26 protein-coding genes, 3 pseudogenes and 1 riboswitch are annotated in these 23,737 nt (G+C 34.4%); of the genes and pseudogenes, 26 read left to right on the forward strand and 3 right to left on the reverse strand.

Annotation, left to right across the window (positions count from 1 at the left end; all coding sequences use genetic code 11):
• Positions 1-92 precede the first annotated feature (92 nt).
• The 23 genes and pseudogenes from ACOMCU_RS18545 (at position 93) to ACOMCU_RS18655 (ending at position 17,116) form a co-directional block, all read left to right on the forward strand.
• Positions 93-485: a hypothetical protein gene (locus tag ACOMCU_RS18545; RefSeq protein WP_421050997.1), complete on the forward strand. Its 393-nt coding sequence runs from the start codon at positions 93-95 to the stop codon at positions 483-485.
• Positions 486-925: 440 nt separating this feature from the next.
• Positions 926-1,210, forward strand: coding sequence for an RHS repeat domain-containing protein (locus ACOMCU_RS18550; protein ID WP_421050998.1), 285 nt, complete (start codon positions 926-928; stop codon positions 1,208-1,210).
• Between the two features lie 346 nt (positions 1,211-1,556).
• A complete protein-coding gene (locus tag ACOMCU_RS18555) occupies positions 1,557-1,715 on the forward strand; it encodes a hypothetical protein (RefSeq protein WP_421050999.1) in 159 nt (52 codons plus the stop codon).
• 237 nt (positions 1,716-1,952) lie between these two features.
• Positions 1,953-4,043: an RHS repeat domain-containing protein gene (locus tag ACOMCU_RS18560; protein ID WP_421051000.1), complete on the forward strand. Its 2,091-nt coding sequence runs from the start codon at positions 1,953-1,955 to the stop codon at positions 4,041-4,043.
• A gap of 8 nt (positions 4,044-4,051) precedes the next feature.
• A complete protein-coding gene (locus tag ACOMCU_RS18565; RefSeq protein ID WP_421051001.1) occupies positions 4,052-4,531 on the forward strand; it encodes an Imm30 family immunity protein in 480 nt (159 codons plus the stop codon).
• A 318-nt stretch (positions 4,532-4,849) separates the two neighbouring features.
• Entirely contained in the window at positions 4,850-5,464 is a 615-nt protein-coding gene (locus ACOMCU_RS18570) for an Imm43 family immunity protein (RefSeq protein WP_421051002.1), read from the forward strand.
• Between the two features lie 222 nt (positions 5,465-5,686).
• The gene (locus tag ACOMCU_RS18575) at positions 5,687-7,144 is read left to right on the forward strand and encodes an AHH domain-containing protein (protein WP_421051003.1); all 1,458 of its coding nucleotides are present in this window, start codon (positions 5,687-5,689) and stop codon (positions 7,142-7,144) included.
• Positions 7,145-7,152: 8 nt separating this feature from the next.
• Entirely contained in the window at positions 7,153-7,728 is a 576-nt protein-coding gene (locus ACOMCU_RS18580) for an imm11 family protein (RefSeq protein ID WP_421051004.1), read from the forward strand.
• Between the two features lie 422 nt (positions 7,729-8,150).
• Entirely contained in the window at positions 8,151-8,321 is a 171-nt protein-coding gene (locus tag ACOMCU_RS18585; protein WP_421051021.1) for an RHS repeat-associated core domain-containing protein, read from the forward strand.
• Positions 8,322-8,622: 301 nt separating this feature from the next.
• Positions 8,623-8,919 (forward strand): hypothetical protein, encoded by a 297-nt coding sequence (locus ACOMCU_RS18590; protein ID WP_421051005.1) that lies wholly within the window; start codon positions 8,623-8,625, stop codon positions 8,917-8,919.
• Between the two features lie 122 nt (positions 8,920-9,041).
• A complete protein-coding gene (locus ACOMCU_RS18595) occupies positions 9,042-9,557 on the forward strand; it encodes a hypothetical protein (RefSeq protein WP_421051006.1) in 516 nt (171 codons plus the stop codon).
• Positions 9,558-9,946: 389 nt separating this feature from the next.
• Positions 9,947-10,381 (forward strand): hypothetical protein, encoded by a 435-nt coding sequence (locus tag ACOMCU_RS18600; protein WP_421051007.1) that lies wholly within the window; start codon positions 9,947-9,949, stop codon positions 10,379-10,381.
• A 54-nt stretch (positions 10,382-10,435) separates the two neighbouring features.
• A pseudogene (locus ACOMCU_RS18605) lies at positions 10,436-10,996 on the forward strand (RHS repeat-associated core domain-containing protein); the annotation flags it as partial.
• Positions 10,986-11,399 (forward strand): hypothetical protein, encoded by a 414-nt coding sequence (locus ACOMCU_RS18610; protein WP_421051008.1) that lies wholly within the window; start codon positions 10,986-10,988, stop codon positions 11,397-11,399. The pseudogene ACOMCU_RS18605 and the gene ACOMCU_RS18610, both read left to right, overlap by 11 nt.
• 160 nt (positions 11,400-11,559) lie before the next feature.
• Positions 11,560-11,922, forward strand: a pseudogene (locus ACOMCU_RS18615) (RHS repeat-associated core domain-containing protein); the annotation flags it as partial.
• 176 nt (positions 11,923-12,098) lie between these two features.
• On the forward strand, positions 12,099-12,338 hold the full coding sequence (locus ACOMCU_RS18620) for a hypothetical protein (RefSeq protein ID WP_421051009.1): 240 nt from the start codon (positions 12,099-12,101) through the stop codon (positions 12,336-12,338).
• Between the two features lie 419 nt (positions 12,339-12,757).
• Positions 12,758-13,234, forward strand: coding sequence for a hypothetical protein (locus ACOMCU_RS18625; protein WP_421051010.1), 477 nt, complete (start codon positions 12,758-12,760; stop codon positions 13,232-13,234).
• Positions 13,235-13,316: 82 nt separating this feature from the next.
• Positions 13,317-13,553 (forward strand): annotated as a pseudogene (locus tag ACOMCU_RS18630) (RHS repeat-associated core domain-containing protein); the annotation flags it as partial.
• Between the two features lie 198 nt (positions 13,554-13,751).
• Positions 13,752-13,991 carry a hypothetical protein gene (locus tag ACOMCU_RS18635; RefSeq protein WP_421051011.1) on the forward strand — a complete coding sequence of 80 codons (240 nt, stop codon included), beginning with the start codon at positions 13,752-13,754 and terminating at the stop codon, positions 13,989-13,991.
• 19 nt (positions 13,992-14,010) lie between these two features.
• Positions 14,011-14,457: a hypothetical protein gene (locus ACOMCU_RS18640; RefSeq protein ID WP_421051012.1), complete on the forward strand. Its 447-nt coding sequence runs from the start codon at positions 14,011-14,013 to the stop codon at positions 14,455-14,457.
• A 214-nt stretch (positions 14,458-14,671) separates the two neighbouring features.
• Positions 14,672-15,727: a hypothetical protein gene (locus ACOMCU_RS18645; protein ID WP_421051013.1), complete on the forward strand. Its 1,056-nt coding sequence runs from the start codon at positions 14,672-14,674 to the stop codon at positions 15,725-15,727.
• Between the two features lie 480 nt (positions 15,728-16,207).
• Positions 16,208-16,462, forward strand: a complete 255-nt coding sequence (locus ACOMCU_RS18650) for a DUF7660 family protein (protein ID WP_421051014.1) — start codon at positions 16,208-16,210, stop codon at positions 16,460-16,462.
• A gap of 240 nt (positions 16,463-16,702) precedes the next feature.
• Positions 16,703-17,116 carry a hypothetical protein gene (locus tag ACOMCU_RS18655; RefSeq protein WP_421051016.1) on the forward strand — a complete coding sequence of 138 codons (414 nt, stop codon included), beginning with the start codon at positions 16,703-16,705 and terminating at the stop codon, positions 17,114-17,116.
• A gap of 242 nt (positions 17,117-17,358) precedes the next feature.
• Here the strand turns inward: ACOMCU_RS18655 and ACOMCU_RS18660 are convergent, their stop codons facing one another.
• Positions 17,359-17,562: an alpha/beta-type small acid-soluble spore protein gene (locus tag ACOMCU_RS18660; protein WP_010857183.1), complete on the reverse strand. Its 204-nt coding sequence runs from the start codon at positions 17,560-17,562 to the stop codon at positions 17,359-17,361.
• Between the two features lie 228 nt (positions 17,563-17,790).
• Here ACOMCU_RS18660 and ACOMCU_RS18665 point away from each other — a divergent pair, with 228 nt between their 5' ends.
• The 3 genes from ACOMCU_RS18665 to ACOMCU_RS18675 all read left to right on the forward strand — a co-directional run bounded on the left by ACOMCU_RS18665 (position 17,791) and on the right by ACOMCU_RS18675 (position 20,087).
• Positions 17,791-18,288 (forward strand): DUF1456 family protein, encoded by a 498-nt coding sequence (locus tag ACOMCU_RS18665; protein ID WP_219363105.1) that lies wholly within the window; start codon positions 17,791-17,793, stop codon positions 18,286-18,288.
• A 301-nt stretch (positions 18,289-18,589) separates the two neighbouring features.
• A complete protein-coding gene (locus tag ACOMCU_RS18670) occupies positions 18,590-18,784 on the forward strand; it encodes a hypothetical protein (protein ID WP_010857185.1) in 195 nt (64 codons plus the stop codon).
• Positions 18,785-19,005: 221 nt separating this feature from the next.
• Positions 19,006-19,090: riboswitch (cyclic di-GMP riboswitch) on the forward strand.
• A 307-nt stretch (positions 19,091-19,397) separates the two neighbouring features.
• A complete protein-coding gene (locus ACOMCU_RS18675; protein ID WP_010857186.1) occupies positions 19,398-20,087 on the forward strand; it encodes a hypothetical protein in 690 nt (229 codons plus the stop codon).
• A 79-nt stretch (positions 20,088-20,166) separates the two neighbouring features.
• On the opposite strand, the gene ACOMCU_RS18680 is transcribed toward ACOMCU_RS18675, so the two are convergent.
• Both ACOMCU_RS18680 and ACOMCU_RS18685 read right to left on the reverse strand, forming a co-directional pair.
• Positions 20,167-21,861, reverse strand: a complete 1,695-nt coding sequence (locus ACOMCU_RS18680; protein WP_010857187.1) for a methyl-accepting chemotaxis protein — start codon at positions 21,859-21,861, stop codon at positions 20,167-20,169.
• 422 nt (positions 21,862-22,283) lie between these two features.
• On the reverse strand, positions 22,284-23,699 hold the full coding sequence (locus ACOMCU_RS18685) for a trypsin-like peptidase domain-containing protein (RefSeq protein ID WP_421051018.1): 1,416 nt from the start codon (positions 23,697-23,699) through the stop codon (positions 22,284-22,286).
• Positions 23,700-23,737: the final 38 nt, after the last annotated feature.

Below are 23,737 nucleotides of genomic sequence, written 5' to 3' on the forward strand. Positions count from 1 at the left end.
CTCCAACAGGGGTAACCATTTTGAACTTACATTTCCACATGTGAGGTGTTTTGCTTAAAAACTGAATTTTATAAAGGAGGGAAATCATTTCTATGAATGAAATAAAACTAGTGGTTGAGGGATATTATGAAATTTTAAACTTGCATAAAGCTTTACTTGAGGCAAAATTTCATAAGAATCCAGATAATTTCTATGTTGCGGGGAGTCCTTTTATTGCAAAAATCTGCAACAATATTGTAGACATGTTAACAGAATACGAAATCGAAGAAAAAGGAAAAGATACATGGGGTGAATGGCGGAAGATTGAAAACCAAAATTTATTTAAAGAAAGAGCAGTAGAAAACGCTCAAAATGTGGCATGGGAAAGATTAAGTTATGAAGAAAAAGAGTTGTTAACAAAAAATATTTTTAGTCCATTTACTTTTACGGAAAATGATGTAATAGATTTTATAAAAATGGTTGACGGAAAATTTAATATAGTATAAAAAAGAATAGCTAATTACAAAAGATATAGGAACTTATATGAGTACATGTAAAGGTAAAGGTTTAGGCACTCCTTTATATGCGCTTCCTATTAGAATTGGAACTGCTTTATCTTGTGTATTTACTACTCTGCTTCATTTTATGGGGAGTAGTATCTTGAACCTATTGAATAAAGGTCTATTTCATTGTCCTTACAGGAAAAAGCCCCAACACTGCATATCAAAATGTCATTGTTGGGGTTTTAGCTTAATACTTATAGGCGTTTGTTAAAATCTAACATGGTTTCCGTTACGACACCACAAAGATCACAAATTGCATTCGCTGTTTTGTAACCCCATTAAATTTTAGGAATTTAATAACATTTAGAAACTGTGATAGTGATGTAGCATGTTCTACCATATCCGTTAACATAGATTCAAGTGAGCTTGATATTTATGGACGGGTGAAGGAATTTGCTGGTGAGAAAGCCTTTAATCCGTTCAAATATAAAGGGCAGTATGAGGATGTTGAGACAGGGCTTTACTACAATCGATCCGGGTACTATTCACCAAGTGAAGGAATGTGTACTCAAATTGATCCAATTGGGCTTGCTAGTGGAAATCCACCGCTGTATGCGTATGTTGGTGATACAAACAGTTGGATAGATCCATTTGAGAAATTAAAAGATCTCAAGTTACGGAATTTGTTTATTTTCATTAGACGTATTAGAAGATTTTTTAAAAAATGAAAAAGTTAGGTCAAAAAAACTTTTAAAAAATTTTCAGGATAATCATAAGCGATATTTAACTTCACTTGCTGAGGGTATTTGGATTCCTTTTTTACCAATAGACTCTATAGAATATGTAATCAAACTTGATAATTTTAATCAGTCGTTTGACGATGAATGGGAAGAGAAAATAGTATATCATGACTTCAATATTGATGTTAAAGATACATTATGGATTGCTAGTATTGGTTCATTTTATGACTTCGATAGAAATAAATTTATAGGAAATGATGAAGTATCATATCAAACATTAGATGGAGAGACACTATATTCCGGATTTGGATATAATGTTTCTTCTGGTAAATATTTGGTATCTGTAAAGGGCTATGCACGTAAGAAGAAATTAGATTATCCTAATGCAAATTTTGGATTTTTGTTTTCTCTTGTTAAAGTAAATGAATTTAAAGGTTTTAATGATCCACGCGAAGATGAAAAATATAACTTTAATGTGGCAGATGTGAAATAAATCTTATAGACTAAGAAAATGAAAATGCATATAAGAAACGACTTTAGAATTATCACAGATAAAAGAAATACTACAGGGTATTATTTTGAAGTTAAATTTAAAAAGGGCAATAAATCCATTTAAAAGGATTTTATTGCCCTTTTGATCTTTTATAATAAAGATCTGAACTTTTTAAAAAACTGTTGATTTAAATCCAACTAAAGCTTAGCTTATGATACTGATCTGAACTTGTGTCAAGTGACGTTAGATGGTAACGACGTTCAATTAAAGTATAATGCCTATGACGATATTGTTTTTGCGAAAGATAACCATACGCAAGTAGCCTTTGAATACACCATTCTTGGCAGCTTGAAAGCTCGAGAACAAGGTGGCAAGAACGTCAAATTCACCTATGATATAGAAGAGCAGTTAACCGCCGTCATCAATGAAAAAGGCGAAGCGTACCAGTTTGAACGTGATACGAAAGGCAATATCATCAAGGAAATCGGCTTTGATGAGATGGAAAAAACGTATGAGCGAAATCTAGCAGGATTGGTGCAGAGGATTCAACGGCCGGGTAATCGCTGGACAGCGTATCAGCATGATGGTTTAGGAAATGTCATTCGCTCAGATTATTATGACGATACCTGGGAAACGTTTGGCTATGACAAAAATGGTTCGTTAATAGAGACTGCCAATGAACATGTAACCGTTAAACTGGAGCGAGACCCATCTGGACAAGTCATCAAGGAATGGCAGAATGACCATTGGATTGCGAGTAGCTATGATGCATTAGGTAATCGTTCACAGATTACGAGTAGCTTAGGTGCAAAAATCGATGTCGCTCGTAATGTGATGGGCAATGTGGCGCAAATTACAGCTTCTCGCTTAGAACAAGACAATTGGACAGCAGCGATGCAGTACAATGAACTTGGTCAAGAGATTGAGAGAATCCTGCCAGGAGATGTTATCAGCAAATGGCAATATGACGTGACCGGTAGACCGACACACCATCGAATAAGTAGTCAAAATCGTCATACACGAAGACGCGTCTATAATTGGGATGTTAATCACCAATTACGAAGCACGGTCAACGAGTTAACAGGTGTAAAAGTTACCTATGGTTACGATGAATTTAGTAACCTCGTTTGGTCCAATCAAGGCGGTCAATTTGACTTCTTACACCGCAGTGTCGGTGATGTCGGGAACTTGTATGAAACGAAAGAAAAGACAGATCGTGTCTATGGTGCCGGCAGCAGATTACTTGAAACGAAAGAGGCAACATGCTCTTATGATGATGAAGGTAATCTTGTTCAGAAGATTGAGAAGAATGGTGGTACATGGAATTACGAGTATTATGGCAATGGGATGATGTCAAAGGTCATCAAACCAGACAAGACAGAAGTTACTTTCAAGTATGACTCACTGGGTAGACGAATAGAGAAAAGTTCTGACGAAAAAACAATACAATTCGTATGGGACGGGAATACCATTCTACATGAGTATTTTTCAGAGAATGATTCAGTTGAACTAGAAAATGATAATCTAGTCACATGGGTATTTAATGATGGGTTCGTACCTTCAGCTAAAATTACGAGTGAAGGTAATTACAGCATTATTAGTGATTATCTAGGAACACCTGTCGAAGCCCATGATGGGGAAGGTAAGAGGGTTTGGTCAGCTGAACTTGATGTTTATGGTAGAGTGAAAGAATTCACTGGTGAGCAGGGTTTCATTCCGTTTAGGTATCAGGGGCAGTATTCTGATGAGGAAACAGGTCTTTATTACAATAGGTTCAGGTATTACTCACCAAATGAGGGAATTTATACACAGCTTGATCCTATTGGTTTAGCAGGGGATAATCCGACACTGTATGCTTACGTTAGTAATACAAATAATCAAGTAGACATATATGGACTTAGAGTAGTAAATAACCCACTTTTACCTGGGGAAGGAAAAGTTGGAACCTATGAATACTTGATAAAAGAAGGAGTAAAGAATGATAATATAACACCGCACCATATGCCATCAGCTTTATATATGTCTCAAAATGGAGTGTTACATGCTGACGGTGTGACTATGAATATGGAGCAACCTAGTCCTGGCGTAGGTGGAAGACACAGGGCAACAGCATCTTATGGAAAGGGAAAAAAATCACCTTTTAATCAAACATATCTTTCATTGTCTCCTAGAGATGCATTGGCATATGATATTAGAGATGCACGAAGAATTTATCAAGAAGGTGGGAAATACACGCCTGAAATTAGAAGAGGATTGCAAAATACAATTACACTTAACGAAGTCCTTAATAAAGAAATGTTTAGAAAACCTATAAAATGTAAAGGATGATATGAAAAATGGAGTTAGGTATGAAGATTGAAAAAATAATAAATGGTAAGTTAATTGATCCTGATATGGAAATTGAAGAGTTTGAGCAATTACTGTCAGAAATAATTAAATCAAATAATAGTGAATATATACGGGCACTGTATTTGGCTTTTGACGATAGATTCGAACTACCAGAATACGGAATGAATTTATTGCATACAGTAGAACATAGCAGAATAATGTTTGGAGATGAAAAAGGATTTAATATATTTATTGAAATGCTTCCAAAAATGCTTCCCCATGCTCAACAATGGGCAGAATGGATACATGCAAGAATTTTAAACGAAGAAAAAGGCAGAAAAGTTTATGCAACTTTAGTTTCTAATACAGATTCTAATTTGCAAAAGTTAGTTATTAACATTATTAAACAGTTAAAAGAAGAATCGCCGAGTCATTATGATTCAGCTACAGAGGTTTTATCTATCATTAAGGCTCGTACAGGTAAATAATAATAGAATTACAGGTATAGCAACTATTAACATAAATCGTTGAATTAAAAAACATATGTAGAGGATGGAATTTCTTCCTTTACATATGTTTTTCATTAGAAATGAAATTAATTTCCTTGTATTTATTTATTATGGTTCAACTAGGACAGTGATTTTTAGACACTAGAAACCAAAACTGCTGAAGTTTTGATTTTAAATTTTTTATGGATAATTATTGGAAACAGATATTGAAATGACATGATGTTGCCCCACACGAAGATGCAAAATATAATTTTAATGTGGCAGATTACCTTAAATGAAAGGGAGTGTCATTTTAATATGGAGAATATTTATGGGATTTTTAAAAAGAAAGAGAAGTTTTGCCCTACTTTACTAGATGGGATATTGCATACAGAGTTCTTTGAAAAAGATCCATTTGAAGCAAGAGAATCTGATGCTGGGAAATGGAGAACAACCAAAAATATAAAAACAGAATTACCTAAAGAGTTATGGTTTGTTTCAAAGGATAGTAGTTATGCATTTGATTTTAGACGGGATAGTCAAGGTTTTTTCATATCATCAGAATTTCTAAATCTATTATTAAAATTTGGAATCAACAATTTCCAATACACTAAATTATATATGGTGAACAGGCATAAAGAAAGCATATCTTCAAAGGAATATTATTATGTGCGATTTTATGATAGGTTAGAAGATCTAATAGATATGGAGAAATCATGTATTGAATTTTATAAGCAAGATGGACGTATAAAAAAAATATGGGATCTTCAACTAAAAAAATCCAATACTCTCCCAGATGTATTTCTACTAAATAATACTAGACTTTTAAGCATATTATTTTGTTCAGAAGAATTTAAAAAAGAAGCTGAAAAACTTAAATTGAAGGGTATTACTTTTGTCCCTTCGAATGAAGCTGATGTGTATAAACCGTAATATTTTAGCAATTATTAAGCAGAAACAGAGATGGGAAAAATTGATAAAGAGCAGTAAGTATTTTTCTAGTTAAACACATGGTGTAGTTTCTATTTATCTTTGTTATTGAATATTTAAGATCTGAAATTAATACTTGGAATAAAATTTAAACCTACATCAAAAGAGTAGCAAATCAAATCCTAGAAATCGGATTTTATTGCTACTCTTTTTTGTGAATGAATTATGGAAAAAGTGTCGCAAATCACTACTTCTCGCTCAGAGCAAGAACATTGGACAGCAGCGATGCAGTACAATGAAATCGGTCAAGAAATAGAGAGAATCCTACCAGGAGATGTCATCAGCAAGTGGCAGTATGATGTAGCAGGTAGACCGACACATCATCGAGTAAGTAGTCAAAACCGCGATACACGAAGACGCGTCTATAATTGGGACGTCAATCATCGCTTACGAAGCACGGTCAACGAGTTAACAGGTGTTCGAGTGACCTATGGCTACGACGAATTCAGTAACCTCGTGTGGGCCAATCAAGACAGTCGTCAATTTAATTTCTTATATCGCAGTGTGGACGATGTCGGGAATTTGTATGAAACAAAAGACAAAAAAGATCGTGTCTATGGCGCTGGAAGCAGATTGCTTGAAACGAGAGATGCCAAATTCTCTTATGATGAGGAAGGGAATCTCGTTCAGAAAGTCGAAAAGAATGGTGATACGTGGAAGTACGAATACTTTGGCAACGGCATGATGTCGAAGGTCATTAGACCAGATAAGACAGAAGTTACTTTCAAGTATGACTCACTAGGTAGACGAATAGAGAAGAGTTCTGACGATAAAACAATACAATTCGTATGGGACGGGAATACCGTTCTACATGAGTATTGTACGGAGAATGATTCAGTTGAACGAGAAAATCTAGTTGAGTCACAGAGCAAGTCTGAAATACCAGATAATCTAGTCACATGGGTATTTAATGAAGGGTTTGTACCTTCAGCTAAAATTACGAGTGAAGGTAACTACAGTATTATTAGTGATTATCTAGGGACACCTGTAGAAGCCTATGATCAAGAAGGTAAAAAGGTTTGGTCAGCTGAACTTGATATTTATGGACGAGTGAAAGAATTTACAGGTGAACAAGATTTCATTCCATTCCGTTATCAAGGGCAGTATGAAGATGTAGAAATAGGACTTTATTATAATCGATTCCGATACTACGACCCAGAACAAGGGAATTATACTCAAATTGACCCGATTGGACTTGCTGGTGGAAATCCTACTTTGTATGGATATGTTAATAACCCTAATATTTTTATAGATCCGATGGGTCTTTGGACATATAATACAATGCCGAAGATTGGTGGATTCCAATTACATCATATAATTCCAAAATCTTTAAAAAAATATGAAGCTATACTGAAATCTGGTATGAGTATTAATGATATAAAGAATACAATTTATTTACCTACAGATAGACAATATCATTCTACTCGGTCTATACATGATGGATATAACTCTTATCATGCTAGATATAATAATCTTATGAAAGCAGAATTGAACAGAATTGCATTGGATGGGAAAGCTGAAAATTGGACTCAAAAGCAATATAAAGATGAAATTGATAAGTTAATTACGGACACTAGAAAAGATTTGAGGAATGGCAAAATTCAATTACATTGTAAAGGATAGTGGTGCGAATGAAGTACTATAGTTTAGTAGAGTTTTATAAAAGGGATGTTTATTTTTACCAAGATGATCAAACGAATCAGGTGAAATCATATGATTTAGAATCAGGAGTATCATCTTTTAATATAGAAAGTATTTATTACAAAGTTGATAAGCTTGATAAATATGTTAACAAGTATGACATGTTACCATCAGTTGGTGCACCTTTAATAAGCTTGAAAATGAAGAAATTTTTAGAGGAGATTGCTAAAAACGTCTGTGAATTTTTTCCTGCTGTTATTGTAGATGAAAAAGGTGAGATGAACACAGATTTTTTTGCACTGAACATATTGGCTGTTTCAGATTGTTTCGATGAACAGAAATCAGAATACAATATGACTGCAAATGATCCTAAAAAAATTGGCCGAATAAAAAGCATATATTTTAATTATCATAAACTTGGACAGGAGCATATTTATCGTATAAGTATAAGACCTTCCATGATAGTTGTATCTGAGGCTTTTGTTGAAGGATACAGAAACAATAAACTAAAAGGATTACTTTTTACAAAGGAGGGTAGTCTCCTAAGACCAGAGTTTTTGGATTAGACCGTTGATATTTGAACGTAATATGATATAAATATCATGAAGGAGTCGGCTTTGATGAGATGACAAGAGTATGAGCGAAGTCAGGCAGGATTGGTTCAAAGGATTAATCGTCAGGTTTTCGTTGGACAACGGATCAACATGGCAGACTAGAAAATGTCATTTACTAAGATTATTGTAACGGCATCTGGAGACGTTAGGCTATGACAAAAATGATTTGATAGTTGAGGCTGCTAATGAGAATGTGACCGTAAGGCTGAAAAGGGATCCATTTGGACGATAGAAATCTGTTCTTGTAACGAATCTTTAGTGTTTAAATGATTTGAAGTTAAAATTAAAAAGGGCAATAAATCCATATAAAAAGGATTTTATTGCCTTTTTAATTTTATGGGCGAGTAAAAGAATTCACTGGTGAGTAGGGTTTTATTCCGTTTAGATATCAGGGGCAGTATTCTGATGAGGAAACAGGTCTTTATTACAATAGGTTCAGGTACTATTCACCGGAACAAGGGCAGTATACACAACCAGATCCGATTGGGCTTGCGGGAAAAATCCGACTTTGTATGGGTATGTGTTTGATCCATTATAGAAATTAATCCTTTTGGGCTAAATAGTTCTAAAAACTTACCTCAACTTAAGGGAAAATCAGTGCAACAGATTGAAAACATGGAATTATTCTGATGGTTCAGAGATTAGAATTCATGCTTATGGAAATAAAAACTCCGCACCATACAAATCGCAAATAATGCACATGTTCATAAACAGGATCTAAGTAAAAATCAGCTAAATGATCGTGGAGAAATTAGTACAAATCCTTATGAATTCATATAGGTACACGAAATCCCAAAGATTTACCAACAGTAAGAAATAGAAAACATGGGGCAGGTTGTAAATAAAATGGCATATGAATATAGAATAAACGTTCAAGAAAAAGAGAAAATTGAAATCGCTATTGAAAAAATTTATACTTCTTTTAAAAACAATGAATTATACAAAAATGTAATAAAAGAAAATGATAATTTAGTATTGCTTTACAATGATCCAACATGGGATCGGTGGTTTGAGTTAGAAAAAAATAATAGTGAGATATATTATTGGGTTTCGGGTGATGGAATTCAAAGGGATTTGTTGATTAAAGAAATTTCTGATGTGCTTAATAAGCTAAATCTAACTTTTACCATAGAAGAGGAATAATTTTTAAAGAAGGGAAGGAATGGATTTATATAAATAATGAAAGCATGAAAGAACGAATTCCAATTAAAATAGGGATTCGTTCTTTTTTAAATTTATTATAATAACACGCCTGTTGATTATCCATGTTCTCCCTTGCGAAAGATAACCATACGCAAATAGCCTTTGATTACACCATTCTTGGCAGCTTGAAGGCTCGAGAACAAGGTGGCAAGAACGTCAAATTCACCTATGATACAGAAAAGCAGTTAACCGCCGTCATCAATGAAAAAGGCGAAGCGTACCAGTTTGAACGTGATACGAAAGGCAATATCATCAAGGAAATCGGCTTTGATGAGATGGAAAAAACGTATGAGCGAAGTCTAGCAGGATTGATGCAGAGGATTCAACGGCCGGGTAATCGCTGGACAGCGTTTCAACATGATGGTCTAGGGAATGTCATTCGCTCAGATTATTATGATGACACTTGGGAAACGTTTGACTATGACAAAAATGGTTCGTTAATAGAGGCTGCCAATGAGCATGTAACCGTAAAGCTGGAGCGAGATCCATCTGGACAAGTAATCAAAGAGTGGCAGAATGACCATTGGATTGCGAGTAGCTATGATGAATTAGGCCAATCGTTCACAGATTACGAGTAGCTTAGGTGCAAAAATCGATGTCGCTCGTAATGTGATGGGAAATGTATCGCAAATCACAGCTTCTCGTTCAGAGCAAGCCCAGTGGATAGCCTCCATGCAGTACAATGAACTCGGGACAAGAAATCGAGAGAATTTTACCCGGAGATGTCATTAGCAAATGGCAATATGACGTGACCGGTAGACCGACACACCATCGAATAAGTAGTCAAAATCGTCATACACGAAGACGCGTCTATAATTGGGATGTTAATCACCAATTACGAAGCACGGTCAACGAGTAAACAGGTGTAAAAGTTACCTATGGTTACGATGAATTTAGTAACCTCGTTTGGTCCAATCAAGGCGGTCAATTTGACTTCTTACACCGCAGTGTCGATGATGTCGGGAACTTGTATGAAACGAAAGAAAAGACAGATCGTGTCTATGGTGCCGGCAGCAGATTACTTGAAACGAAAGATGCCAAATTCTCTTATGATGAAGAAGGAAATCTCGTTGAGAAAGTCGAAAAGAATGGTGATACGTGGAAGTACGAATACTTTGGCAATGGCATGATGTCGAAGGTCATCAAACCAGACAACACAGAAGTTACTTTCAAGTATGACTCGCTAGGTAGACGAATTGAGAAGAGTTCTGACGAAAAAACAATACAATTCGTATGGGACGGGAATACCATTCTACATGAGTATTCAGAGAATGATTCAGTTGAACTAGAAAATGATAATCTAGTCACATGGGTATTTAATGATGGGTTTGTACCTTCAGCTAAAATTACGAGTGAAGGTAACTACAGTATTATTAGTGATTATCTTGGAACGCCTGTCTAAGCCCATGATGGGGAAGGTAAGAGGGTTTGGTCAGCTGAACTTGATGTTTATGGTAGAGTGAAAGAATTCACTGGTGAGCAGGGTTTCATTCCGTTTAGGTATCAGGGGCAGTATGAGGACATTGAGATCGGTTTATATTACAACAGATTCCGATACTACGATCCAGAACAAGGGAATTATACTCAAATTGACCCGATTGGACTTGCAGGGAATAACCCAACTTTTTATGCGTATGTAAGGAACTCATTACTGGAAATTGACCCCTTTGGATTAAATGCTAATAGAGGAAGAATCCAAGCCCAAGGAATAAAACTTGAAGAGTCTATTTCTTGGTCTCAAGACCATCCCCCGACTGTATCTGAAGCTTTAGCCATGGTAGACGATTTAGAAAGTAAATTAAGTAACAAGGACAAAAAATTAAGGGTAAACGAATTAAATAGAGCCCGTAAGTTTATTAAAGATGCTGGAAAGAGTGGCGGTGTTGATGCATCAGTTAGTAAAACCTTCCTAGTAAAAGGAACGGCACATGAAAGAATAGATATAGAGGTTATTAAAGGAAAAGCGTTTGTACCTGACATAATTGATGATGCTGGAGGTAAGTGTCGTGGAAAATAGTAATATGCTTCATTATTTTGTTAATTATTTGGATGATGAAGATGTGTATACTGCTTTAGAAAAATATTGGATTGATATGTTTTTTATGTTGTTGCATAAAGAGAATATTGATGGATGTGATTGGATATGTCCTTATTATAATACTACCTTCAGTAATGGAAAAAAAATGATGGATGGAAATCCTATATTTTCGGCAAAATCAAAAAAAAAGAATAAAATAATAAAAATTATCCAAGAAAGCTCTAAGAATGGGGATGTATTTTCTTATTGGATGAATAGTGCTATGGTCAATAGGAGCCAGAAAGAGTTAGTGATAGTTTGTACATTAAATAATAATAATTTGGAAAAAATAAAAGATATAATAATTAGTTGGATTAACGGAAATTTGAAAGATACAAAATAAAAAGTCTGAAAGGATAAATAGAAGAAGTTAAGAAATGTCACACTCTGAAAAATTCATTTGCTATAGGGAAGTAGTAAAGAGGATATAAATAAGTGTTGGGATAATTTGGGTGTAGAAAATTGTTAATTACAGGTGAGAAAGACTTTATTCATTCCGTTATCAAGGTCAGTATGAAGATGTAGAAATAGGATTGTATTATAATCGATTCAGATACTACTCACCTACTGAGGGAATTTATACACAGCAGGATCCTATCGGACTTGTGGGTGGAAGAAACTTATATACGTATGTGAGTAATCCGATATCATACATTGATCCGTTAGGACTTTCAGGAATTGATATTTTTAGAGGAATGACGGATAGCAATGGTAAACCTAAGTTAGGAGAATCTGCAAGAACTTTGGGGGCAAGACCTAATGTTGATATACCTGTTGATACGAATGGAAAAGTTCATCCAAGAACTGGTGGTGTATCTGTTTCTCCAAGTCCACAAGATTTACCAACACATCGTAAACCTCCATAATTTGGTGGTACTGGTAAAGATCCGATTTGGAAAATGAATACTAGTGATTTAGGTTCAGATTTGGTTCATGTTCCTGATAAACCTGGTCACGGAACTATTCAACCAGCTAAATCTATGTCATTTGAAGATTATCAAAAAGCTTTAGCAGAAACACAAACCAAGTGGGAGAGAGTATCATGTCACTAAATAAAGAATTTATCCAATTATTCCCTGTAGAAATAAAAAAACATTATAATGATTTATTAGCTCTTCGTAAAAGCCTGATAAAGTTTAAAGATAAAGGAATGAGTAAAGATTCTATGTTGGAAAACTTAGAAAAATTAAGAGGGATAAGTGATTCTGAAATAGAGGATATCTTGCTGGATTTGATGGATTTTGTTGTTGGGTATTGCAATCCTAACCTGTCAATTTTCTAATATAATTCCACTTTTTTAAAATAATATCTTGCTAAGAAAAATTTTGAAACAAGTGTAATCAATTCTGAAAAATCATAAGTATTGACTCAACGACTAATAATATGTAAAAAAATGTCTAATATTTTTTGCGTTTTTCTGGTTAGAATTGGAACTGCGTATCTGGTGTATTTACTACCCTGCTTCAACCGAGGTGGGGTATTTTTTATTTGCTTTGAAAAACCCATGTTGTACATTTATCTACAGGGGGCAAAGAATATTTTAGAAAAAACTTTGAAAGAAGTATAAACAAATGGCAGTATGATACGACGGGTAGACCAACACACCACCGCATAAGTAGTCAAAACCGCGATACACGGAGACGCAAGTATAATTGGGATGTCAATCATCGCTTACGAAGTACGGTAAACGAGTTAACAGGTGTGAAAATCACCTATGGTTACGATGAATTCAGTAACCTCGTTTGGTCTAATCAAGGCGGTCAATTTGACTTTTTACACCGCAGTGTTGACGATATCGGGAATTTGTATGAAACGAAAGAAACGACAGATCGTGTTTATGGCGCTGGGAGCAGATTACTTGAAACGAGAGAGGCAACATTCTCTTATGATGATGAAGGGAATCTTGTTCAGAAAGTTGAGAAGAATGGTGATACGTGGAAGTACGAGTACGATGGCAATGGCATGATGGCGAAGGTCATCAAACCAGATAAGACAGAAGTTACTTTCAAGTATGATTCACTAGGTAGACGAATAGAGAAGAGTTCTGACGATAAAACAATACAATTCGTATGGGACGGGAGTACCATTCTACATGAGTATTCAGAGAATGATTCAGTTGAACTAGAAAATGATAATCTAGTCACATGGGTATTTAATGCTGTAGTTACCTTCAGCTAAAATCACGAATGAAGGTAACTATAGCATTATTAGTGATTATCTAGGCACACCTGTAGAAGCCTATGATAAAGAAGATAAAAAGATTTGGTCAGCTGAGCTTGATGTTTATGGCAGAGTAAAAGAATTTACAGGTGAACAAGATTTCATTCCATTCCGTTATCAAGGGCAGTATGAAGATGTAGAAATAGGACTTTATTATAATCGATTCCGATACTACGACCCAGAACAAGGGAATTATACTCAAATTGACCCGATTGGACTTGCGGGTGGGAATCCGACTCTGTATGGGTATGTTGGGAATACAAATATTACAATTGATCCGCTAGGTTTAAGTAGTTTTAATCCCTTTGAATTTGGCGAAATAACTTCTTTTCCAAGTGGCTTACATTTTGGTCAAAATAGAATAGCACCTAATTTTAGTACAATTGGATCCCAAGCTGTAGACTCAATTGTTGGTAGACCGGTACTTGAGGTTGCCAAAGATATTATTCACGGTAAGATCAATCCTAATGAGTTTGTGATTTCGTATACGATCGATCCTGCAACAGGTAAAGCAGTAACATTAAATAATAGGGGATTAGCTACATTAGTCGAAGGAGGCAAATTTCCAGATAACGCAATCTTTGTTCCGTATGATAAAGTTCCTAGCCATCTCGTTGCTGATATAAAAAATAAGCCTCCATCTACAACAATATCGATTACAAAGAATAAAGATGGTTCTGGTCTTGTTAAGAATGTAACAAATTGTCTAGGCTAAAAATGGGGAGGTTTTAAGAATGTTAACTTTAAAGCCATTAAATTTTATTTTCAAAATATCTACCACTGATATAGAGTTGATTTATACAGAATCGGGTGGCGTGAGAATTGAGGTTGGTGCTATACCATTAAAGAGCATAGATAAAGAAAAATGTGTTAACATAGAAATTATTTTTTCAATTGTAGCCGAAGTTAAATGCGTAACGTTAAATTTCGATGAATCCAATTATAAGGGTTTTTGTATTTTTGAGGAATCATCTATTGGAAATCACTTGCAGAATGGTGAAGAGAGACTTAATCATCCAGATTCAGGGTTTTATGAAGTGATAGATTCTAAACATTTACAGGAAAATATAAAGAAGTACGACCCCAGAAATAGGTTGAATTTGAAACATTATATTGTTAAAGGATATGATAGCTATATTGAATTAATAGCATCGACGTATTCTGTCAATGAGCTAAATTGATTTGTATTATAGCCCTGCAATGAAATGAACTGGACTTCTAAGCAATATCACAGTCCCGAAATCCAGAAATCCAAAGGAGAATCCATGTTTTTATTTCAGATGGTACGAAGGGGAAGTACATAAAGCAGAATGTTACACCTGCACAATCTTGGGAAGAAACAAAGGAATGGGCGGCTCAAAAAGGGCATCCAATTAAATGACAGGGGCGAAATTAATGGAAAATACAGCTTTATGGTTGGAACAAGGTTATTGTTCCAGTCATTTGAAAGATGCATATTTGCAAACTAAAAGTTTAACGCTAAAGATCCCTTTCAATGATGCTATAAGCGAAAACGACATTTGTAGGTTTAAATTGATTATTGAAGAAGTAAGAAATGAAAAACAATTATTGTTGGATTCAGCTATATTAGGTGAAAAAATAACAGAAATAATGTATAAAAATGTATCGTTTTTGGAACAAGATTTTGTTTGTTATTCACATGAAAATAATTTTGAGTTACTTAAAAATAACGAAAATAAGTCTATTAAACAAGCTCTTAGAGATGGGATATTACATGAAAAAAATTCTTATCGAAAGGATTGCATCGGGTTATACGGGGAATACGATATCAAAATTCAAGTTTTTCGACAAGGAATTTATCAGCCTGATTTTTTTTCATCAGAATCGCCTCAATATTTTACGGATTATGAACAAAAAATTGAAACAATTACTGTATATGTGCTGATATTTAGAAATTCAACTGATATTAAAAAAAATAATAAGTTGGCTAATTCTTCTGTTTACGGCAGTTTGGGGAATCTAGGATTTTTTATGGTTGACCTTAAACTATTTAGTGAATTTATAAGCAATGAAGTTGGTAATGAGCCAATCAATCTTGTTGATTTATTTACTACAACCGATTTAGTTGATAAATGTTTTGAAGATGGAATGTTGATTATTACTTGGGGGATTAAGCCTTGGCATTATTATATTCATGCGATGAATAGTTCAATTATATTTGATGAATGCATAGTCAGTGGAACCTACAAAATTAAAAAAGAAACAAAGGAGTTATCTGTTATTCCTGGTGACGAATTGCTTACATGGCCAGCATGCCTTGAAAAAGAATGGCCGATAATAAAATTGGAAGGTGCTGGTGAAAAAATTGATCTTTCGCTATGTACTTGGTCAGGTGCACTCGGAAACGAAATAATTCCTATGTATATTCTTCAAAGAAGTGAAGAAAAGGTAGAAAATATACAACCGATTATTAACTACAGTTTCTTTTGATTATGAATCTAAAAAATACTTGAAATTAAGGGCATTCCTCCTAAAAATGGCTCTTTTCGAAATAATTTTGAAAGACGCCCTTGCGAAGTGTGTGTGCCCTTTGTTCGTAAATATTCACCCCTTGTTTTAGCAAAACACCAGGGGGAGTTTGTATTTATCTTTGTCTTTGTTTGAAATCAATACTTGGAATAAAATTCAAACCTACATCAAAAGAGTGGCTTGAATCCTAGAAATCGGATTTTTTGCTACTTCTTTTTATGAATGTAATTTATTTTATAAAGGTTTTTCAAAGTTAAGCAAGTAGACTAGCAGGTATTGAAGAAATTCCTGTAAAATGGGCTAGTAAAACAGAGGTAAAGAATCAATTGTTTAAAATGTCAACAACAAATGGAGGAACATCAATTGCTTGAAGATGGAACTAGACAAGTAATTTGTAGAAAAAAATAAAGTCGATAGTAGAAGTCGAAAGGTGTGAATTGTATGGATTGGTATGAAATAATTGAAAACGTTTCTAATAAGCAACAATTCTTAGATTTTGTAAATTTATTATCAGCCGATTTTAAAAAAAATAGAGATGAATGGGAGAATAAATCTATAGATGAATTTCTTCTAGGCATTGAGGGCTGGGTGGAAAGTATGGAAGGTTTTTTTGAAAATTCTGATTTAGAAACACCCCAAAATATTGATTGGAATTTTTTATCGATGATGTTATATGTGGGTAAGATTTATGAATAAAAGTCCACTCTAAAAAAGAGTGTGATTATACGAAATTTGTATGTTGAGAGGCTTTAAAATGATGAGTGTGGTGTAAAGAATAGATCAATTTAACGCTAGGACTCGTTCGCCATTTCCGGAACGATTAGAGCATTTGATACTCGGAGGCATTGCACCAATGAAATAGTTGAAGCATATGTAAAAAGATTGGGGCACTTACAGGTGAATTTATTCCTAGCCCACTATTTGGAAGGTGACATTTTGAATTATGAAAGTAAAACTATAAAACTTGCTATGAATGACGGAAAAATATTTGATGGTATTTTGAAACTATATGAGGAATCTCCAGATGATGAAGAAATGGTTTTAATAGAACTATTAATATTAGGTGACACAATAAGTTTCGAACATGAAAACTTTTTCCTAGCACTTCAAAGCCTGCGACAACATCTAGAGAAAAAACATATACAGGTCGTGTGTAATGGGGCTGCGTTAAATGTTTATCCATCTCAAATGCAAGGTACCGGACATTTAGCATATAAATTAAAATTTGGAGAGCCAGCTAGATTAAAAGATATAGTTGACATATTTGAATTTGACAAAGGTTTGAGGTTTGTAAAAATCGAAGAACAGTTCAGCTACTATAATAAGTGGTTAAAAAGTTTAGAAGGCTAGGTTTGTTAGTTAAAAAAGAGTCTTTACTAGTAGTTAATTTTGTTACTTTAGGTTTTTTTGATGTGCTACATTATGGAAATTTATTTTTAAGGAATATGGTTGTTTCTCGAATTTTTCTCCTCACGTAGCATAGAAATCCCCATTAAGTAAGATGCTATCTACAGCGTACTGTAGTTTTTTTAACATTGTCTACTTAAAGGGGATAATATTCGTTTTTTACTTTAAAACATTAATTTTGCTATTTAAAATTTGCCTTTTGATTGTCTTTCAGCCATTTCAACAAGTCGTTTCGTAATTTCCCCACCTACTGAACCGTTTGCGCGAGAAGAAGCTTCTGGCCCAAGCTGTACGCCGAATTCTTGTGCTATTTCATATTTCATTTGATTAACAGCTTCTTGTACACCTGGAACTTGAAGTTTATTTGAGCTTCGATTATTTGTAGCCATATTTCTCACCTCCTTGTGATATTAGAATGGTCGATTGTTTGGTTTTCATACATTTTAAAAAGAGATATATGCGCAAGCTAAACACGAAAGCCAGGTAATATCTAATTGCGTGAATTTAAAATAGTTAGTTAGCTTAAAAATGCAATTACCTCTGTTATAATTAAGCCTAGTATTCATTTCACATAGAGTGAAGTTGCGGTTTCAATGGAAAAATCAGGAGGGTTTTAGATGACGGATAATGATATGTTGATTCGTTTAAGATACGCATTAGATATAAAAAATACAGAGATGGTAGAAATTTTTGAACTAGGCGGTATGAGCTTTACAAAAGAGGATGTATTGAACATGCTGATGAAAGTGAAGGATGAGGAAGAAGCACCCGAAAATTTCATTAAATGTAATAATAAAATGTTCGAAGCATTTTTAAACGGTTTTATAATTTTTAAAAGAGGGCCTCAACAACCAAAACCTGGTCAAGCAGTAAGTCCAGCAGTGCCTGTTAAGACTACAGAAAGTCCTAATAATATGCTATTAAAGAAAGTCAAAATTGCACTAGCACTAACAAGTGAAGATATGCTTGAGATTTTATATGAAGGTGGCGTCACGGTATCTAAAGGTGAACTAGGCGCTATTTTAAGAAATCCAAGTCATCGCAACTACAAAGAGTGTGGCGATCGATTTGTGAGAAACTTCTTAAAAGGCTTAACGATGAAATATAGAGGTTAAAAAAGACGCAGCTAGATGTATCAGCTGAGTTGAGCGGGGAAATTTATTGCAAATTCAATTAAGAAAGGAGCTATCTCACCCATTGAGACAGCTCCTTTTGTGTTGCTATAAATCATATTGTATCACCATAAATATGATAACCATTATTTAGTAAGTGTTATAACAGGCAGTTGTAACAACAAAGAATTTAAAAATTGTTCTTGAGACCGTTGACAAATTGTGACGAAATTGTGTACACTTAAGTTGACACAAAGTTGTCACAAAAGGGGAAAGTAAATGTTCACGAATAGAGGGGTGCTTTATGATCTATTTTGATATTATTCTTATTGCTATTGCATGTGTGAGTACGCCACTTATAGTTGCGGTTATGTTGGATATTTTCTATGCTGAAAAAAAACAGGTTCGTTTTTCATTACGCCGTACTTCGTTATGGTATGTGTCTGTTTTTGCGCTATCTTTCATACCATCCGTATTACTTGTCATGCAAAATGTATAAATTCTTGCTTCATCACTTAGGGGTAAGTGAAAAGCAAAAAATAAATAGAGCAGCTAGAACGAATAATAAATTCGTTCTAGCTGCTTTTATTTTTGTTTCGATACAGATAATAAAATAGTAATGTTTTCACTGTTTGTAAAGTTGGAGTAAACTAGTGATAAAATATGTGTATTTTTATATAGTTATATTTACTGATTTTACCTATTATGTTAATTAAAGTTTGTAATGATAGGCGAATCTACTGAAGAGTAGAGACGCAAAGCTACAGGTCTAAAGCATTAATGCTATGACGGCTGGGTTGCCAAAGATCGCTAATTATAAGAAATTATTGCTAGTGTATATTCTTTTGTAGCCTATTTCTTTTTGAAATGGGTTTTTATTGTGCACAACTAATGGAACACTCCAATTGATGTTGCATGCTATTCGTGCACACGCCAATACTCTTTTTATTTAAGCAACACAAGAACATTGACGTAAGTGATGTTCTTGTGTTGTTTTATTTACTTGCCTTAAATTCCACATGAGTTAAGAATGAAAAGTGTTTCTAGTGAATAAGATTTCTATTAAATAGATGTTTTTTCCTATCTATTATTTTTCTTAAGGTGGGATTTTTGTGAAAACCTTTTTTCTACTGGTATTAGGTATTATCTATTTGATGCTAGCAAATGCAATGGAAGCAGCTATAGTAAGAGGTAGCTATTTCATTATTGGATTGAGCTTATTTACGGTAGGAGCATTTCGTTATGTTAAGGGGAAAGTTAGGTCTTTCAGAAGGAATGCTGAAATGAAAAGAGAAAGTGAAGAGGAATTAATGAATATTCCGCATACCCAATGCACAATATCGAGTGATTGCTTACAGGCGCTCTTATTAAACGAACCAACGAATACACTTTTGCTTGCTCAAAAAGAAGATTGGGAAGCAGAAGTGACGAAGAAAGAAATACAGTTTAATAAAATATACGAAGTTTCTATAGTAGAGGATGACAATATTATAATTGCTAGTACTAGAAATGGATTATTAAGTGGGTCATTAATTGATGGAGAGCAAATTATTTCAGGGGACACAGAAGAGGTAGAGGAAGAATCTGATGATACAGTATCTCAACTAGCTTTAAAAATAGTGGTGGATAATTTATCGACACCCGTTTTAGAATATGTATTTATGACAAATAGCAAACCGATATCAAGAGAAGAGGATGCATATAGTGAAGCATTGGAGTTATGCGAGCAGTGGTATAGAAAGATAAGTATCATTATCAAGCGTTACGAACTTGAAAGAGTACCTATTCGAAATTGGCAATGAAATAATTTGTTTTTGAAGACCATTTCCATGAAAAATAAACAGGCTGTCTCGAAAGACTATTTCGAGACAGCCCTGTTTTTTAAATTTTAAATTTCTGTAGTTGTGTGTTTAGCTCTTCCGCCATATTTGCCAACTGATTTGCACTTTTTGAAATTTCGTCCATGGTTGCTGCTGTTTCCTCAACAGTAGCTGTAGTTTCTTCTACGCCAGCAGCAGATTCCTGTGAAATAGATGCCATTTCATCAATAGCAACATTTATAGATTCGGAACTTTGCATAATTTGATTTAAATTTCCTGAAATGACATGAATATTGTCAATCATATCTTTGACAGCAACAGAAATATGATCGAATGTTTCATTTGTTTGATTTAGTTGTGCTGTTCCTTCTTTTACTTCCTCATAACCTGATTGCAGGGAATTTGTCACATGGCCTGTTTCACTTTGAATACGATTAACAATGGTTGATATGTCCGTCACAGAGAACTGTACTTGTTCTGCAAGCTTGCGTACTTCATCGGCAACAACGGCAAAGCCTTTTCCATGTTCTCCAGCACGTGCTGCCTCGATTGCTGCATTTAACGCAAGTAAATTTGTTTGGTTTGAAATCTCATCAATAACAGAAATAAGTTTTGAAATTTCAGCAGATTGCTCGTTTAAGCCTTCTACTTTTTTCACTGAATCTAATACAATTTCATTAATCGTAGCCATTTGTTGCGTTGAACGTACCATTAAATCTTTTCCTGTAGTAGTTAAGCTTTGTACATGTACTGAATGCTCTTGTAATTCCTTGCCTTCTTGTGTTGTGTCCTGAATGCGGCGTTGGAACGTTGTCATTGTTTCTGCTAAATCGCCGGCGGTTGATGCTTGTGTTTCTGTTCCCGAAGCCAGTTCTTGCATCGTAACGGTAATTTGCTCCGTACCTGTTTGGACCTCATTTGAAGATTGAGCCAGTTCTTCACTACTAGCCGCCACATTCTCTGATACAGAGTGAATAGTGCTTATCGTTGTGTTTAGTTGCTCATTCAATTCATTTGCTGAAAGCATTAATTGGCCAATTTCATCTCGATGAGTGATTGGCAGTGGGGCGTTTCGTAAATTTCCATCAGCTAATTCCCTCATGCGGTTTGAGACAACTTTAATAGGTTTAGAAATGCGGCTTGCTGTACTAATGGCTATTAGGATTCCTACTATTGTCAATAGTGTATTGACAATTACGCCAATTGTTTTATTGTTTGAGCTTGTTGAGACAACCTCATTGCCGATTGCTGTAATATCCTCAGCGCGTTTAGTTGCTAATCCTTCATAGCCTTTTCGTACTTCAGTTACAAGATGATTGATAGCAGTTAAATTATCTAATGCTAATTGTTTATTGCCACTTTTATAGACATCAAATACTTCACTATTTACTCGATTGCTCCATTCGCGAGACATTTCTACTATTTTTCCACGTTCAGTGCCATTGTCGTACTGTTCAATAATGCGGTTGCTTTCTTCAGCAATTTGACGGTACTCATTAAAAGTATCTATGTATTGTTCCTCTCCTGATACAACATAGCTTAAGGCTGCAGATAGCCGGACACTCGTAGACATCGCTAAATTTTTACTAGCTGTTAATACAGCCAAATGTTCTTCAATAAGTTCTTTTGCTTGTTGTTCCATCTTATTATTAGAAATATAGGTGTAGCTTGTAAAACATATTACTAGACTTAACAAGACGATAAATGCACTTAAAATACGAGCTTTGAGTGTTTTGAATTGAAACAAACCAATCATTTTTTCCCATCCTTTAATTGCTCCATAAAATAATGAGGAGCTTTAAAATTAAAATTTTTAATTGTTATAGTACAATTATTATTTTATACCTATTTTTATAGAAAAATAAGACTTTTTAATCGGAATTTTAAAAATAGTTTTTTTAGTATAAAGCTTTAGAAAGTTAAGATCGCTAACTTCTATTTTATAGTTAAATGTATGTAGTGGTATGTCGATTGCAATGTATTTAAGTAAACTAATGTGAAAATTCTCACCTCTAATTTTAGCTAAATAACAATAGAGAAAACGAGATGATTAAAACTTTCTAAATAAAAATGCTGTCCAAAGCTGATTGGACAGCACCCTAAGTTAAAGGTACATATTATTTTCATGTTTCGGGTGTGATTTGCACGTGTAAGTTGGTTAGCCTCTAGAACAATAAGCTAGTTCGTATGTTCAATAAAGTTTTGTGCAAATTCATATATTTTATCGGAAGGTACTGCTAGATTTAAATTTTGTCCTCTATCAAAACCACCAGTTATTAGGCCAACTAGCCTTCCAAACATATCCAACAGCGCACCGCCAGAGCTTCCGTTAGAAATAGGGGCAGTGAATTGTATCATGGGAATGCTATCAAGGTCTCTGAAGCCTGATACGATGCCATCGGAAAAGGAATTAAATAACCCTAATGGACTACCTATAGCAACAATCTTTTGGCCTCTAACTAAATTGTCATCAGTTTTTAACGTGAGTGGTGAGCAGTCTTTATCCACTTTAATAATTGCCAAGTCATATAGCTGATGATATTTAATAAAATGATCTGTAAGATATTCTTGCGTATCATTTTCATATATAACCGAGTAGTAATGTCCTCCTCCAACTACATGTAGATTCGTTAAAATATAACCACTACTATGGATAATAACACCTGAACCGCTGCACATAATTTTATTTTCTTCATCGTAAACTTTAATCATGACAACGGAGTTTGATAGCCCAGCTAACTGCTCATAACTTAATTCACTAGCATTAACTAGTTTTTGGCGCTGTTTAGTAGTATTGACCAGCACCGATTGTGAAATTGTATTTGGTATAGGAGCCAAGGGGATTGGTTCTATATTTGTTGCAGGTATAAATTCAGGTATTGTTACGTCGGCTGAATATAGGGCACTGCATGTATATCGTGTTGAGAATGATTCTATTTCAGGGCACAAATTGACAATGTCCTCTTTCGGGTTCATATAGCATACATCACAGCCAAGCCTAGATAAGAAATACAAAAATAATAATTCATGATGTTTAATATCGCCGATAAAAATTACTTTTGGAGATAGGCTAGGCGACTTCTTAAAAAGCTTTGGTAAATAGGCTTCTATCCAGTTCAAAAATTTCACAACAAAATTTTTTAATAAGGTTGCATTGGAATTGGGATTGGTTTTCTTATACATTGCCACAATTTTAATAAAGGTGATTTTTTTCGTCCACTCAAGAATCTCGTTATCTAATACCAAGCATAGAGGGGTTTGATAGATTAAATTCTTATCAGCACTAGGATTATCGATGACAGTCTGCCAATTATCCCAAATATTTGCTAGCCTATTAATATCATTTTTATTTGATATTGCTTCGAGACCACCTAAACGTAAGTAGGAAGTATTGGGACTTGAAGTAAAATGTTCGTCGATGCGCTTAATATTGTCAATGTAATGTTCGATAGTATTTGGAACGCCGATATATCTTACAAAAAGGATTTCTTTACTAACAGCAGTTTGATTATTGTTATTGATGAGCACGAAATCTTCAAGCGGATTTTGTGTTTGTTTAAGTTGGATTTTTAAAGGCTTTGTTTTCACTATCATATCCATTCTCCAGTTAAATTTATTTATTTATTACAATT

Origin of the sequence: Lysinibacillus sp. UGB7 (assembly GCF_049058285.1) — a bacterium.
Lineage (GTDB): Bacteria > Bacillota > Bacilli > Bacillales_A > Planococcaceae > Lysinibacillus > Lysinibacillus sphaericus_B.

Coding starts and splice junctions, on each gene's coding strand:
- ACOMCU_RS18545 (WP_421050997.1), top strand. CDS start 93: ATGAATGAAATAAAACTAGTGGTTGAGGGATATTATGAAATTTTAAAC.
- ACOMCU_RS18565 (WP_421051001.1), top strand. CDS start 4,052: ATGGAGTTAGGTATGAAGATTGAAAAAATAATAAATGGTAAGTTAATT.
- ACOMCU_RS18570 (WP_421051002.1), top strand. CDS start 4,850: ATGGAGAATATTTATGGGATTTTTAAAAAGAAAGAGAAGTTTTGCCCT.
- ACOMCU_RS18575 (WP_421051003.1), top strand. CDS start 5,687: ATGGAAAAAGTGTCGCAAATCACTACTTCTCGCTCAGAGCAAGAACAT.
- ACOMCU_RS18580 (WP_421051004.1), top strand. CDS start 7,153: ATGAAGTACTATAGTTTAGTAGAGTTTTATAAAAGGGATGTTTATTTT.
- ACOMCU_RS18590 (WP_421051005.1), top strand. CDS start 8,623: ATGGCATATGAATATAGAATAAACGTTCAAGAAAAAGAGAAAATTGAA.
- ACOMCU_RS18595 (WP_421051006.1), top strand. CDS start 9,042: ATGTTCTCCCTTGCGAAAGATAACCATACGCAAATAGCCTTTGATTAC.
- ACOMCU_RS18620 (WP_421051009.1), top strand. CDS start 12,099: ATGTCACTAAATAAAGAATTTATCCAATTATTCCCTGTAGAAATAAAA.
- ACOMCU_RS18640 (WP_421051012.1), top strand. CDS start 14,011: ATGTTAACTTTAAAGCCATTAAATTTTATTTTCAAAATATCTACCACT.
- ACOMCU_RS18645 (WP_421051013.1), top strand. CDS start 14,672: ATGGAAAATACAGCTTTATGGTTGGAACAAGGTTATTGTTCCAGTCAT.
- ACOMCU_RS18650 (WP_421051014.1), top strand. CDS start 16,208: ATGGATTGGTATGAAATAATTGAAAACGTTTCTAATAAGCAACAATTC.
- ACOMCU_RS18660 (WP_010857183.1), bottom strand. CDS start 17,562: ATGGCTACAAATAATCGAAGCTCAAATAAACTTCAAGTTCCAGGTGTA.
- ACOMCU_RS18665 (WP_219363105.1), top strand. CDS start 17,791: ATGACGGATAATGATATGTTGATTCGTTTAAGATACGCATTAGATATA.
- ACOMCU_RS18670 (WP_010857185.1), top strand. CDS start 18,590: ATGATCTATTTTGATATTATTCTTATTGCTATTGCATGTGTGAGTACG.
- ACOMCU_RS18680 (WP_010857187.1), bottom strand. CDS start 21,861: ATGATTGGTTTGTTTCAATTCAAAACACTCAAAGCTCGTATTTTAAGT.
- ACOMCU_RS18685 (WP_421051018.1), bottom strand. CDS start 23,699: ATGATAGTGAAAACAAAGCCTTTAAAAATCCAACTTAAACAAACACAA.